General features: G+C 40.2%; 10 protein-coding genes. 7 read left to right on the top strand and 3 right to left on the bottom strand.

Going from position 1 to position 13,718, the window contains the following annotated elements:
- Positions 1-138: 138 nt before the first annotated feature.
- The 6 genes from rpoC to QRX23_RS08335 all read left to right on the top strand — a co-directional run bounded on the left by rpoC (position 139) and on the right by QRX23_RS08335 (position 8,803).
- Positions 139-3,783 (top strand): DNA-directed RNA polymerase subunit beta', encoded by a 3,645-nt coding sequence (rpoC, locus tag QRX23_RS08360; protein ID WP_330156135.1) that lies wholly within the window; start codon positions 139-141, stop codon positions 3,781-3,783.
- Positions 3,784-3,952: 169 nt separating this feature from the next.
- A complete protein-coding gene (locus tag QRX23_RS08355) occupies positions 3,953-5,149 on the top strand; it encodes an iron-containing alcohol dehydrogenase (RefSeq protein ID WP_251940870.1) in 1,197 nt (398 codons plus the stop codon).
- Positions 5,150-5,319: 170 nt separating this feature from the next.
- Entirely contained in the window at positions 5,320-6,168 is an 849-nt protein-coding gene (locus QRX23_RS08350; RefSeq protein WP_251940868.1) for a methyltransferase domain-containing protein, read from the top strand.
- 130 nt (positions 6,169-6,298) lie between these two features.
- Entirely contained in the window at positions 6,299-6,700 is a 402-nt protein-coding gene (locus tag QRX23_RS08345) for a helix-turn-helix domain-containing protein (RefSeq protein ID WP_002828018.1), read from the top strand.
- A gap of 11 nt (positions 6,701-6,711) precedes the next feature.
- The gene (locus QRX23_RS08340) at positions 6,712-7,542 is read left to right on the top strand and encodes an SAM-dependent methyltransferase (RefSeq protein ID WP_330155285.1); all 831 of its coding nucleotides are present in this window, start codon (positions 6,712-6,714) and stop codon (positions 7,540-7,542) included.
- A gap of 16 nt (positions 7,543-7,558) precedes the next feature.
- Positions 7,559-8,803 carry a chloride channel protein gene (locus QRX23_RS08335; protein ID WP_251940866.1) on the top strand — a complete coding sequence of 415 codons (1,245 nt, stop codon included), beginning with the start codon at positions 7,559-7,561 and terminating at the stop codon, positions 8,801-8,803.
- 55 nt (positions 8,804-8,858) lie between these two features.
- Here the strand turns inward: QRX23_RS08335 and QRX23_RS08330 are convergent, their stop codons facing one another.
- A complete protein-coding gene (locus tag QRX23_RS08330; RefSeq protein ID WP_251940865.1) occupies positions 8,859-9,041 on the bottom strand; it encodes a PspC domain-containing protein in 183 nt (60 codons plus the stop codon).
- Between the two features lie 258 nt (positions 9,042-9,299).
- Here QRX23_RS08330 and QRX23_RS08325 point away from each other — a divergent pair, with 258 nt between their 5' ends.
- Entirely contained in the window at positions 9,300-10,088 is a 789-nt protein-coding gene (locus tag QRX23_RS08325; RefSeq protein ID WP_330155284.1) for a CHAD domain-containing protein, read from the top strand.
- Positions 10,089-10,158: 70 nt separating this feature from the next.
- On the opposite strand, the gene QRX23_RS08320 is transcribed toward QRX23_RS08325, so the two are convergent.
- Positions 10,159-11,571, bottom strand: a complete 1,413-nt coding sequence (locus QRX23_RS08320; RefSeq protein ID WP_251940863.1) for a sugar porter family MFS transporter — start codon at positions 11,569-11,571, stop codon at positions 10,159-10,161.
- 184 nt (positions 11,572-11,755) lie between these two features.
- Positions 11,756-13,561, bottom strand: a complete 1,806-nt coding sequence (locus QRX23_RS08315) for a M3 family oligoendopeptidase (protein WP_251940862.1) — start codon at positions 13,559-13,561, stop codon at positions 11,756-11,758.
- Between the last annotated feature and the right edge of the window lie 157 nt (positions 13,562-13,718).

Raw genomic sequence — 13,718 nt, 5'->3', positions numbered from 1 at the left:
AAATAAAGTGTTAGCCGACCTAGCTTTTGCTAGGTTTGTGCTTAGTGTTAAGGTCTCTAATGACAATAATACTAAGCACAAATTTAGCGGAGCTTTGGGTCGGAATTGTATAAAGAACCTATGAAAGGGGTCGAACCATTGATCGATGTCAATAAGTTTGAAAGCATGCAAATCGGTCTGGCAAGTCCAGATAAGATTCGCAGCTGGTCTTATGGTGAAGTAAAAAAGCCTGAGACAATCAACTACCGAACACTTAAACCCGAAAAAGATGGTCTTTTTGATGAGCGTATCTTTGGACCTACAAAAGATTACGAATGTGCCTGTGGTAAATATAAGCGAATCCGTTATAAGGGAATCGTTTGTGACCGCTGTGGTGTTGAAGTAACGTCAGCTAAGGTTCGTCGTGAGCGCATGGGTCATATTGAGTTGGCTGCGCCAGTATCACATATTTGGTACTTCAAGGGTATCCCATCACGTATGGGATTAGTTTTGGATATGTCACCACGTTCACTTGAAGAAGTTATCTACTTTGCTTCATACGTAGTGACTAAGGGTGGTGATACACCATTAACCGAAAAGCAATTACTATCAGAACGTGAGTATCGTGAATTAAAGGCTGAATACGGTAATGCTTTTGAAGCCGGTATGGGTGCAGAAGCTGTTCAAACCTTGTTAGCTAATGTTGACTTGGAAGAAGAAGTTACTGAATTAAAGGCTGAATTACGTGAGGCAACTGGACAAAAGCGTGTTCGTGCTGTTCGTCGTTTGGACATCATTGAGGCGTTTGTAAAATCTGGTAATAAGCCAGAGTGGATGGTCATGGATGTTATTCCAATTATTCCACCTGACTTGCGTCCAATGGTTCAACTTGAAGGTGGTCGTTTTGCCACTTCAGATTTGAACGATTTGTACCGTCGTGTAATTAACCGTAATAACCGTTTGAAGCGTTTGTTAGAGTTAAATGCCCCTGGTATCATCGTGCAAAACGAAAAGCGTATGTTGCAAGAAGCAGCTGATGCCTTGGTTGATAATGGTCGTCGTGGTCGTCCAGTTACTGGTCCAGGTAACCGTCCATTGAAGTCATTGTCACACATGCTTAAGGGTAAGCAAGGACGTTTCCGTCAAAACTTGCTTGGTAAGCGTGTTGATTACTCTGGTCGTTCAGTTATCGATGTTGGTCCTTTCTTGAAGATGAATCAAATGGGACTACCTCGCCAAATGGCTATGGAGCTGTTCCGTCCATTTATCATGAAGGAATTGGTCAAGCGTGACTTGGCTGGTAATATTCGTGCCGCAAAGCGTAAGATCGATCGTCGTGATGATGACGTTATGGACGTTTTGGAAGACGTTATTAAAGAGCACCCAGTGCTTTTGAATCGTGCACCAACGTTGCACCGTTTGGGTATCCAAGCGTTCGAACCAGTGCTAGTTTCTGGTAAGGCGATGCGTTTGCACCCACTGGTAACCGAAGCTTACAACGCCGATTTCGACGGTGACCAAATGGCCATCCACGTGCCTCTATCAGATGAAGCACAAGCTGAAGCGCGTTTGCTCATGTTAGCTGCCGGACACATCTTGGCACCTAAGGATGGAAAGCCTATCGTTGCGCCATCACAAGACATGGTTATCGGTAACTACTACCTAACGACTGAAGAAGCTGGTCGTGAAGGTGAAGGCATGATCTTTAAGGATGTTAATGAGGTTCGTACTGCTTACCAAAACAAGTATGTGCACTTACATACACGTATTGGTATTCAGACAAGTTCATTACCAGCTGCCAAGCCATTCACTGCTGAGCAACGTTCACGTATCATGTTGACTTCTGTTGGAAAGTTATTCTTTAACGATATCTTGCCAGAAGACTTCCCATTCTTGAATGAGCCTACAGAAGCTAACTTGCATGAAATTGATAATCGTTTCTTCTTGGAGCCAGGTGAGGATATCAAAGCACGTTATGCTGAGACACCAATCTTGCCACCATTTAAGAAGGGCTACTTGTCAGATATCATTGCTGAAGTCTACAAGATTTACAAAGTTACTGAAACCTCATTGTTGTTGGACCGCATGAAGGACTTGGGTTACGATGAGTCAACGAAGTCTGGTTTGACTGTTGGAGTTTCTGACGTTACTGATTTGAAGGAAAAGCCAGAAATTATCGCAGATGCCCACAAGCAGGTTGCAACGGTAACAAAGCAATTCCGTCGTGGATTGATTACTGATTCAGAACGATATGAGCGTGTTATTGCTATCTGGAACAAGGCTAAGGATGATATCACTGAAAAGCTGATTGAACACTTCGAACCAGATAACAACATCTTCATGATGTCAGATTCTGGAGCCCGTGGAAATATTTCTAACTTTACGCAATTAGCTGGTATGCGTGGATTGATGGCCGCACCTAATGGTCGCATCATGGAGCTACCTATTATCGCTAACTTCCGTGAGGGACTATCTGTTTTGGAGATGTTCTTCTCTACTCACGGTGCTCGTAAAGGAATGACTGATACGGCCTTGAAGACTGCCGATTCAGGATATATGACACGTCGTTTGGTTGATGTTGCGCAAGATGTTATTATTCGTGAGCTAGATTGTCATAGTGATCGTGGTTTAGATGTTACAGCAATTATGAATGGTAACGAAGTTATCGAGCCACTATATGAGCGTATTCTAGGTCGTTATGCACAAAAGTCTGTCTTTGATCCAGAGACTGGTGAGACATTGGTTAGCCATAACGAGATGATTACTGAAGATATTGCTAAGCGCATTATCGAAGCTGGTATCACGACTGTAACTATTCGTTCAGCATTTACTTGCAACACTGAACACGGAGTTTGTGTGCGTTGCTATGGTCGTAACATGGCTACTGGTGACGTTGTTGAAGTTGGTGAAGCTGTTGGTACTGTTGCCGCACAATCAATCGGTGAGCCAGGTACACAATTGACGATGCGTACTTTCCACACTGGTGGTGTTGCTGGAAACGATATCACACAAGGACTTCCTCGTGTGCAAGAAATCTTTGAAGCACGTAACCCTAAGGGTCGTGCGATGATTACTGAAGTAACTGGTGAAGTGACTTCAATCGAGGAAAACCCTGCTGATCGTACCAAGGAAGTAACTATTCAAGGTGAGACAGATACACGTACTTACACATTGCCAATGACGGCACGTATGCGTGTCGGTGAGAATGATCGTATTCACCGTGGTGAGACGTTGAATGAAGGTTCAGCTGATCCTAAGGAAATTATTCAAGTTCGTGATACACTTGCAACGGAAAATTATATTGTGCATGAAGTTCAAAAGGTTTACCGTATGCAAGGTGTTGAGATTTCTGATAAGCACATTGAGGTTATGGCACGTCAAATGCTACGTAAAGTTCGTGTCATGGATCCAGGTGAAACAGATCTTTTGCCAGGTACTTTGATGGACATCGCACAATTCCGTGATGCTAACGAAGATACTTTGCTAAAGGGTGGATTACCTGCAACTGGTCGTCCTGTTTTGCTTGGTATTACCAAAGCATCATTGGAGACCAACTCATTCTTGTCTGCCGCATCATTCCAAGAGACAACACGTGTCTTGACTGACGCTGCTATTCGCGGTAAGAATGATCCACTTGTTGGTTTGAAAGAAAATGTTATTATTGGTAAGTTGATTCCAGCTGGTACTGGAATGAAGCAATATCAAGAAATTGAAGATAAAGTTGTTGCTGAACCAATCGTCAATGAGGATGATACACCAACATCAATTGCTGATATTGAAAATGCCATGCATTTAGCAAAATAAAAAAAACAAAGAACGCACTGAGGTTATCTCACCAAGTTCTTTAGTTGATTAAAGGTCTCGTAGACGACATTCGGTTGTTGTCTACGAGACTTTTTTGTTAATATAAGAGTGTAGTCAATAATAAAATAAATAAATAGTAACAACCGTCGGTAATTGACAGGAGGTTCAAATGGAAGATTTTCGTTTTCAAAATAGCACAGATATTCGCTTTGGAAAGCATCATATTGATGAAGAGTTACATGATGCCGTTTCACAATTTGGTCAAAATGTCTTACTAACTTATGGTGGTGGTTCAATTAAAAAGTCAGGTCTTTATGATCGTGTGATGAAGGCTTTGGCGGGATTACATGTTGTTGAATTATCAGGTATTGCCCCAAATCCGAAAATTGACTCAATTCGTGAAGGACAAAAGTTAGCAAAGGATCATGATATTGATGTTGTGCTATCAGTTGGTGGTGGTTCAGTTCTTGATGCATCAAAGGTAATTGCGTCAGCTAAGTTTTATGACGGCGATGCATGGGATCTAGTTGCGGATCGTGGCTCACAATCACGGGCAAATATTGATCAACTTCCCGTAGTAGATATCCTAACCCTATCAGCAACGGGATCTGAAATGAATGCAGGATCAGTCATTTCAAACCCAGAATTAAACATTAAGTTGGGAACCTATGGACCAAAGACACCTGCCGTTTCATTTTTAGACCCACAATTGACATATTCAGTGTCGAAATGGCAAACTGCAGCTGGTTCGTTTGATATTTTCTCACATTTGACTGAGCAATATTTTGATCGTTCAACAGCAAATGATGTGACCGCAGGAATTATCGAAGGCATGATGCGGTCAGTTATCAAATGGGCACCGATTGCGCTTAAGGAACCGGATAATTATGATGCACGGGCTAACCTGATGTGGGGGGCCACAATGGCACTGAATGGCATTGCTCGTTCAGGAAATGCTAATGGCTGGACAGTTCATCCAATTGAACACGAGTTGTCAGCTTATTATGATATTACCCATGGGGTTGGCTTAGGAATTCTAACGCCTCGGTGGATGAAGCGAGCACTTTCAGCTGAAACTGAGGGGAAGTTTGCGCGATTTGGTCGTGAAGTTTGGCACTTAACAGGTGACAATGACCATGAGATTGCTGAAAAGGCAATTCAAGCCACTTATGATTGGATAAAGTCACTTGATATTCCAATGACCCTTGGTGGCGTTGACATTAATACGGACGAAAAGTTTGTTGAAATGGCGCAAGAAGCCGTTCGCATTGGTCATTTGGATCAAGGTGGTGGTTACGTAAACTTGACAGTGGATGATGTTGTTGCTTTGTATCAAGCATCATCGACAGTTGAAGGCTTTGAATAAGAATGATAAACACGTGTATACTATAAATTTTCACGCTGGTAATGAATAAGTTTTTAGAAAAAAGAAGTTGGAACAATTTTTTTGTTCCAACTTCTTTTTCTTCATATACTATCAGTTTCGATATGTGATATGCTATCAATTGAAAACAAATGGAAAGATTGTAATTTAAAATGAAGAAAATAGACAAAGGGATTGCCTTTATTACGCAAAATTTATCGATGTTTCGATGTTTAGTAGACAATGATCCCTATGATCATGTAAGTGGGCATAGTTTAGTATGTCCACAAGGGCATCAACTGGATTTGAATAAAAAAGGATCAATCAATTTTTTAAATAAAGCAGTCAATACAGAATACGATGATAGTATGTTAGCGTCACGGCGAAAAGTGCTAACAGCAGGACTTTTTGATGGGATTGTACAAGCAGTGAGTGCAGAATTACCAACGACAGCACAACGTATTCTAGATGTCGGGACGGGCGAAGGAACGTCACTGCAACGTTTATTAGCCTTACGTAATCAAAATGACACAGCAATTGGTTTTGATATTTCTAAAGCTGGTGTAAATTTAGCAACGCAATTAGATACTGAGGCTTTTTTTGCAGTTGCAGATTTAGCAAACCTACCTTTTGCAAATGAAAGTTTTGACAGTATTGTCGAATTTTTTTCACCAAGCGCTTATGAAGAATTCAAAAGAGTGCTAAAGCCTGGTGGGACTTTGGTAAAGGTTGTGCCTGCATCTGGTTATTTGCATCAGTTACGTGAGATGTTGTATCCACTGGATTCTCCCAAGCATACCTATCAAAATGATAAAGTTGTGCAACGTTTTATGGAAAACTATCCGACAGCAACACAACATGAAATTTCATATGATTGGGTAATTCCGGCAGATTTATATGTTGATTTATTGCATATGACGCCATTACATTGGGGCGCACGACCAGAAACACAGGCAATGGCAGAAGCAACGCCCTTAGCAAAGGTCACTGTGAATGTTGTTATTATGACAGTTCATAACTAATTGTGCATAATGTGGATAAAATAACAGCTTTTCCACAAATAATTGTGGAAAAAACGATGAAAGTTCGGTAAAATGGACATACTAGGGTGAGAGCCCATCAACGATATTTAATGAATGGAGTCTTGCGCGTATGTTTCCAGATCGCTTACGTGAATTACGCAAAGGTCGTAATATCACATTGGAAAATCTTGCTGAAGAAATGAATAAACATCTTGAGCCAGGTCAGAAGCCCAATACAGCTGCTCAAATTGGAAACTGGGAGCGAGGAGACCGTTCACCATCTTACATTGAGGTGCGCAAATTAGCTGACTTTTTTAATGTATCAATGGACTTTTTAGTTGGGCGCGCAATGTCTGAAAAGACTGACTTATCACTATTATTCTTGTCAGGTAAGGAAATTGATTTTAATGGAAAACCGTTGACAGATCAACAACGTTTTGATATTTTCCAATATGTCAATTCATACTTAAATCCAGTATCTTATACTGCTGAGGATGATGAACGTAGTAATCACCAAGAAAGTTTATTTTAAAAGGATCCCATATGAACCAAGAAGAACTTATTCGTTTTGGTACCGGCAGACAGCTCGCTGAGATTGATTATCTTAGTGAGCTGTTGTCGTATCAATCATTATTTAAAGAAATTCAATCAGTTTCGGCACTCATTCATCAAGTTCAGCAAGCAATCCAAGCGATTAATTCAGGATATTTGCCAGACCAATTACCACAATTAGCGATAACAGATGCAATGATTGCAGACGTGCAAAACAATGTTTTAAATAAATTCCCAAATCAGCCAAGTAAAGGTAATGCATTATGGGGACAAATGGCCGAAGCATTAGGAAACATTGATTTTTTAGTGCGGCATTTGAGAGATGCACTCATTGAATATTTTAGTATGTATGGCTTTGTCTCGACACCATTTGTTCAGGATTTATCTTACTACACTGCTGGGTATCCAGTATTGGAATTAATGGCTGGTCATGGGTATCTTTCTGCGGGCTTACGTGCCTGTCAACCAAAGCAAACAATCATTGCAACGGATAATAAATCATGGCGTCATCAACCTGGAGTTACTCTGCGTCAGCCGGTAACCAAAGTAAAAAAGATGAGTGCGTTATCGGCGTTAGCAAATTACGGTGATAGTGTTGCTGTTATTTTGATGAGCTGGGCACCAGATACTTCAGAAGATGACTGGGAAGTGCTACAAGCTATTCGAACACAATATCGTAATAAAAAGTTTCTTGTTATTGGTGAAGAAAACGGTGCAACGAATTCTAAAGCCTTTTGGTCAGAAGCTAAATTAAAGCCCTTATTGAATACGCATCATCAATCGTTTGATTTAATTAATGAACAAGTTTTTGAAGTAGAGTAGATAGAGGATGTTAATCATGGTAAAAGAGACGAAGCGACAGACAGTCACCTTAATCATTTCAACCATTGTACTTGGGTTAGTGGTCGGATTTAGTTCATTGTTGCTTGGTGAATTACTAGATGTTGTTGAGCGATTATTTTTACATTTTGAAGAAAATGCCAAAATACCCGTACCAACACAAGCAACGGCCATTAATCGCTTAATTTCAGTAACTGGTGGTGGTGTTATTGTGGCACTGATTTGGTACTTTTTAAAAAGATATTCACAACCAACAGTTAGTATTAATGGGGCGTTGAAGGGCAAAAAAATGCCATTTTGGTCGAGCGCGATTCATGTCATGACACAAATAATTTATGTTGGAACAGGTGGATCAGTTGGTCGTGAGCTAGCCCCACGAGAAGCTGGTGCATTGTTGGCGCAACAGTGGCAAATATTGATGACGCGTTTTGGTCTGGCCAAGTTATCAACAGATGATCAACGGTTATTAATTGCTGCTGCTGCTGGTGCCGGGTTTGCCGGAATTTATATTGCGCCAATCACGGGGATGTTGTTTGCAGTAGAAATTTTATTAAAAAAGGTTGATATGAAAACCATCTCGGTTAGCCTGGGGATGTCAGTAATTGCCATGTTAGTTGGTTCAATTTCGAAGGGCTTTGTACCATACTACTTAATCGCACAAAAGAGTTTTTCCTTGGATATGTTGCCATTTGTTTTGGTTATCGGTGTCCTCATGGGTGTGTTGGGGGCTTGGTTCCGACGTGGTTTTCAATGGGCTGGTAAATATAGTGCAATGCACTCACAAATTTTGTGGCAATTACCAACAGCAGCTTTGATAACTGGTCTAGTTGCTATGTTTATGCCACAAATCATGGGAAATGGCCGCGGACTAGCTGAATTTGCTTTTGTGCATACGGACTATCATTTAGCAGTCTTCTTACTTATTGGTGCATTGCTAAAGGCAGCCGTCACAATCATGACGATTAAAGGTGGTGCGGCAGGTGGTACGTTGACACCATCGATTGCCATTGGTGGTGCGTTAGGTGTCTTGATTGGTTTTGGATATGTATTGATTGCACCAGGAGCTTCCCTTGCTCAGGCTGGAGTTATTGGGGCCGTGGGCTTTTTAGCAGCATCTCAACAAGCACCATTGATGGCATTATTTATGTTATTTGAGGTGTGTCACTTAGACTATTCAGCGCTGTTACCACTAGGACTAACTGTTGCTTTAGCTAGTGCATCATCTAAATTGGTATTAAAATAATTTATACAAAAAAGCGACCGCTATGTGGTCGCTTTTTTTGTATAGATGTTTTTGGCTAATCATCCTTTTCAGGCAAAATCAGCCATAGAATTAGGTAAATAATCAAACCAGGCAATGGTGTGATGGTTAAGAGAATCCAGATGAAACGAAGTAAGGTGACATTCCAGCCAAAGCGTTCAGCTATTCCGCCAAGGACACCAGCAATGATGCGATGATTTTTTGAACGATATAGATTCATTTGTAGTTCCCCCTAATTAGTTTGTCTTTATTATACAGGTAAGTGAAAGAAATATGTTGCATGCACTCTTATATAATAATATTGATGCTTTATAATATAAATTCTATGCGCTTGACTAGCATGACATCGAAAATATGCGATAAAAACTGGATGCTTATTAGTCTACTTTATTAGCGAAACGTGCTATTTTTAAACAAAAGAGTGATTGTTACCTGACATCGTGAGAATGGTGGTTAATAGCCAGAGGAGGTGGCTCGTATGTCAGTTAAAGAAATTCTGCAACAACAGTATCAACAAATTAAAATTGAGTGGTTACGTTATCAAAATAACCCTTATGAAGTCGCACGTGTCCATGATTTACGTGTATCAATTCGAACGTTACGTGGTTTAATTAAATTTTTGAAACCAGCGTTGTCAACATCAATCTATAACCAATTAAATACAGATTTAGGTGAATTTGCACAACATTTTAGTGATTTACGAGATTTGGATGTTTTGATTGCAAAAGTTGGTGAGTATACTTATCAATACCCGGAGACCGGTCCAAATTATCCAGAACTCTTTAAGCAATTGCAACACCGCCGAGCCGAAAAAATGGTGCAGACCCTTACCGAAGAATCACGGGTAATCATCGAGAAATATCTTGATAAGGTAAATACCACTTTAGAAGACTTAAAATTTGAAGGGAAAATCGATCAAGATAACATGATGGCCAAAGAGTTTAAGCGCCGAGATCGAAAATTAATGAAGCAATATAATAATCTGGATTTTCAAAACTATGAGCGTGTTCATCATGTACGTAAACGTGCCAAAACGCTACGTTATTCAGCGACTTATTTTGCAGATTATGTGCCTAAGAAAGAACATAAGCGAGTAAAACGTGCCAAGAAGATTCAAGATATTTGCGGTGCAATCACAGATGCGCATGTTATTAAGCATCAACTGCAAGATTTGGCTGAAAAAACAACTAGTCAGTCGAAGCATGAAATGTTCATGAAGATTGCGGATTACCAAGAAAATAGTAGTACTGTAAAAGATGTTTTTTAGCCAAAAAAGGTTGGAACATCTTTTTTGTTCCAACCTCTTAAACGTACACGCTATGATTTTATAGATTGTTTTAGAACTTTGCCGCAGCACGCTTGACCAAGCGTGAATTTGCGAATATGGCAGCCAGAAAGATGCAACCAAGATTGGCAAATGTGAATATAATAAAGACGCCTGCTGTTCCTTGATGAGCAATTAGGATTGGGAAGATTAGGCTAATAACAAAGTTTGTTAACCAAATCATTGCGGTACTAATTGCATTGAAGGTTGTTCGTAATTGTTGTGGAAACATTTCGGATAGTAACATCCAAGTTGTTGGACTAACTAGACCTTGTTGTGTTGCCAAGAAAAAAGCCAAAATGATTAGCACAAGAACATTATTTGCTGCGGGTGCTAATGGGGTGGTTTTCATGACCCAACTTAATAATCCTAAGCTCACGACGTTGGTTGTTAGGCCAATTGTGAGTAGTCGATAAGATGACAGCCGTTCAACGACTCGTTTACCACCTAAAATAGCTAAGGATGAGACAAGACCAATTAAAACGTTACCATACAAAGAACCACCAGACCCTAAACCAACCTTTTCAAGAATCACAGAACCATAATACATGACCGTGTTAATTCCGGATGCTTGTTGAATAAAACCAACAGTAATACCAGCACCTAATAGATAAATTGCTGGCTTAGATGAGAAAATCATGTGCCAGTTGGTTTTTTCTCCTTGACTGATTGACTCTTTGGCATCAACAACATTCTCATGTATATCAGTTTTTGAGAAACCAAGTTCCTTAAAAATACGACCAGCATGCTCGCGTTGACGTTGTAAGAGATACCAAAATGGACTGTTGGGAATCTTTGTTGAGGTTATCCACAGTAAAATTGCTGGAATTGCAGCGGCTAGCATCATGATTCGCCAAATTGGGTGCCAATCAGGCCAAAGTGAACCAAGAATGGCATTAACCGTAAATGCGGTTAATTGTCCAAGGACAATGGCAATCGCATTTTTGTTAACATTTTGAGTTTGCAATATATCTGGAGAAACTTCGTTGAGATATAACGGTGACAAACTGGATGCACAGCCAACAGATAAACCAAGAATAAAGCGTGAACTGATCAACATCCAAGCATTAAGTGATAGTGCACAGGCCACTGTGGCAATCGTAAAGATAGCAGCCACCCATTGTAATAGACGTTTGCGCCCAAGTTTGTCAGCGAGAGTTGTATTGGCTAATGCACCAAACATGCAACCCAGCACGAGGGCACTAGAAATCAACCCTTGAACAGTGGGTAAAGCCCCAAGTTGATCTGGACGACTAATAAAAGTTAGGGCACCATTAATCACGCCAGTATCGTAACCAAATAGGAACCCACCTAGTGCAATGACATAGGATGTATAGCTTAGAAACGGATTATTCTTTTTCGGACCAGACTTTTCTTTATGCAAAAATGAAACACTTCCTTCCAAAATTTTTAATAAAAATTGCATTAATGGGCGTTATGAAGCATTAACAATACTTGTCCAAGTGAAATAGTCTTATGTATATAGTGTAATAACACGAAACTTAAGCGAAAGTTAAAATACTTAGGGCACAGCATGAAAGCGGGTAACAAAAAAGGCTGAGCCTAAAATTTATGGCTCAGCCTAAGCAATGCTTAGATTTAATCTGTTTTTAAACAAATTGTTCTGATAAGCGCAAGAATTCATCGATATCCTTTTTAACTAAATCAGCACCAGCTTGCCAGAAGTCTGGTTCAGTTAAATCAACACCGAGGTGCTTTTTAGCTAGTTCTTCGGTGGTCATATTTGCGGTATCACGTAGTAGTGAAATGTAGGCAGCTTCAAAATCATTTTGTGTTTGTGCCCAAGCATAAATACCCTGACTAAATAAGTAACCAAAGGTGTATGGGAAGTTATAGAATGGCACATCATCAATATAGAAGTGCAACTTAGAAGCCCAGAAGTGTGGGTGACGTTCATCCAAAATACCACCAAAGGCTTCTTTTTGCGCATTGTCCATTAATTCATTTAAGCGTGAAGCAGGAACAAAGCCATTTTCACGTTCTTCATAGAAACTCTTTTCAAATAAGAAACGGGCATGGATGTTCAAGAACATCGCAATTGGATTGGTCATTTTTGCATCTAGCAAGACAACTTTTTCCGCATCTGATTTAGCCGTCTGTACATTGGCATCAGCAATCAACATTTCAGCAAAAGTTGATGCTGTTTCGGCAACATTCATCGCATAAGAATCTCGCCACACAGGTAGATCCGTTAGGACTGAAGTGTGGAAACCATGACCAACTTCATGCGCAATGGTTGCAGAGTCATTGACAGAACCTGTAAAGGTTGTAATAATACGCGACTCATGAATATCTGGCACACTTTCCATCCAAGCACCTGGCGTTTTACCCTGCCGATTTTCAGCTTCGATCCATTGATTCTCAAATGCGTGTTGCGCAAAGGCAGCCATCTTAGGTGAGTACTTGCCAAAGTTTTTAATGATAAAGGCAGCTGCCTCATCATAAGTGTTGGTTGTTGGTTCATAGTCTCCTAATTTTGTGATTGGTGCGGACTGATCCTGCCAACCAATTTTTTCAAGGCCAAGGAGCTGTGCTTTACGTTCAAAGTATGGCTTGAACATATCCTTGTTATCATCGACAACTTGCCACATCGTATCTAGTGTAGCGCGAGACATACGATTTAATTCAAGTGGTTCTTCAAGGAAATCATTGTAACCATGGGCCTGTTGTTCAGTCAAACGAGCACCAGCTAAATGATTTAAGGTATCAGCTGCTAAATTCTCGGCACTACCCCACATTTTTTCGTATTGGTGCATAATTTCGGCACGAGTATCATTGTTTGGATAATCATCAATTCGGTTTAAGGCTTGACCGGCTGATAATGATTGTTGTTTACCATTTTCATCCGTGTAAGTCATCGTCAACCCGGCACTGATTGTATCGTAATGTTCTGACCAAGCTTTCAGTCCATCTAGGGCTAAGGTGTTTAGCAGTTCTTCAGTTTGATCATCTAATAAACGATCAGCTTGCGTACGAAGTTCATTGAGGTAAAAAGCCACTGGGGCAACCGTTTCTTCTGCCAAAGCTTGCTTAAATTCTGCATCTGAGAATGTGGTTAATAATTTTGCGAAGGCATTCAATGATGCTTGGTAGGCCACGCCTAATTCAGACACTTTTGTTTGATAAGGACGATAAGCTGGATTTGTATAATCAGCAGCTGATAGGGCATTAACAAACAATGCAGCTGTTCGTAGACCTGAAAAAATGACTTGGTTATCGTTGACCAACTTGGCAAAAACTGTAAAATCATGATCCGTCTGCTTTTCGTATTCAGCAACATTGTTCTTTAGATCAGTGATTTGTTGTGCAAGTAATAATAGTTTATCTGCGAATTCAGGGGATTCGATCCCACCTGGATAGATAGGATCTAGATCCCAATTTAATGAATATGTCATTTTATATCTCCGTTAATCTCATATTGTTCTAATTATTTTAGCATAAATAGCAAAACCCGTACATGAGTGCCCAGTTAAGACTAATTAATTTATTAATTGACCGACATTTGTTACTATTTAGATAGGCATCTAATTAGATGTTTATCTAAATAGGAGG

The organism is Weissella paramesenteroides, assembly GCF_036327715.1.
Taxonomy (GTDB): Bacteria; Bacillota; Bacilli; order Lactobacillales; family Lactobacillaceae; genus Weissella; species Weissella paramesenteroides.
The sequence above is the reverse complement of the archived record's forward strand: the minus strand, read 5'-3'. Positions and strand labels throughout refer to the sequence as shown.

Excerpts from the sequence above, each read along its gene's own strand:
- QRX23_RS08355 (WP_251940870.1), top strand. The coding sequence starts at position 3,953 with ATGGAAGATTTTCGTTTTCAAAATAGCACAGATATTCGCTTTGGAAAG.
- QRX23_RS08350 (WP_251940868.1), top strand. The coding sequence starts at position 5,320 with ATGAAGAAAATAGACAAAGGGATTGCCTTTATTACGCAAAATTTATCG.
- QRX23_RS08345 (WP_002828018.1), top strand. The coding sequence starts at position 6,299 with ATGTTTCCAGATCGCTTACGTGAATTACGCAAAGGTCGTAATATCACA.
- QRX23_RS08340 (WP_330155285.1), top strand. The coding sequence starts at position 6,712 with ATGAACCAAGAAGAACTTATTCGTTTTGGTACCGGCAGACAGCTCGCT.
- QRX23_RS08335 (WP_251940866.1), top strand. The coding sequence starts at position 7,559 with ATGGTAAAAGAGACGAAGCGACAGACAGTCACCTTAATCATTTCAACC.
- QRX23_RS08330 (WP_251940865.1), bottom strand. The coding sequence starts at position 9,041 with ATGAATCTATATCGTTCAAAAAATCATCGCATCATTGCTGGTGTCCTT.
- QRX23_RS08325 (WP_330155284.1), top strand. The coding sequence starts at position 9,300 with ATGTCAGTTAAAGAAATTCTGCAACAACAGTATCAACAAATTAAAATT.
- QRX23_RS08320 (WP_251940863.1), bottom strand. The coding sequence starts at position 11,571 with ATGCAATTTTTATTAAAAATTTTGGAAGGAAGTGTTTCATTTTTGCAT.
- QRX23_RS08315 (WP_251940862.1), bottom strand. The coding sequence starts at position 13,561 with ATGACATATTCATTAAATTGGGATCTAGATCCTATCTATCCAGGTGGG.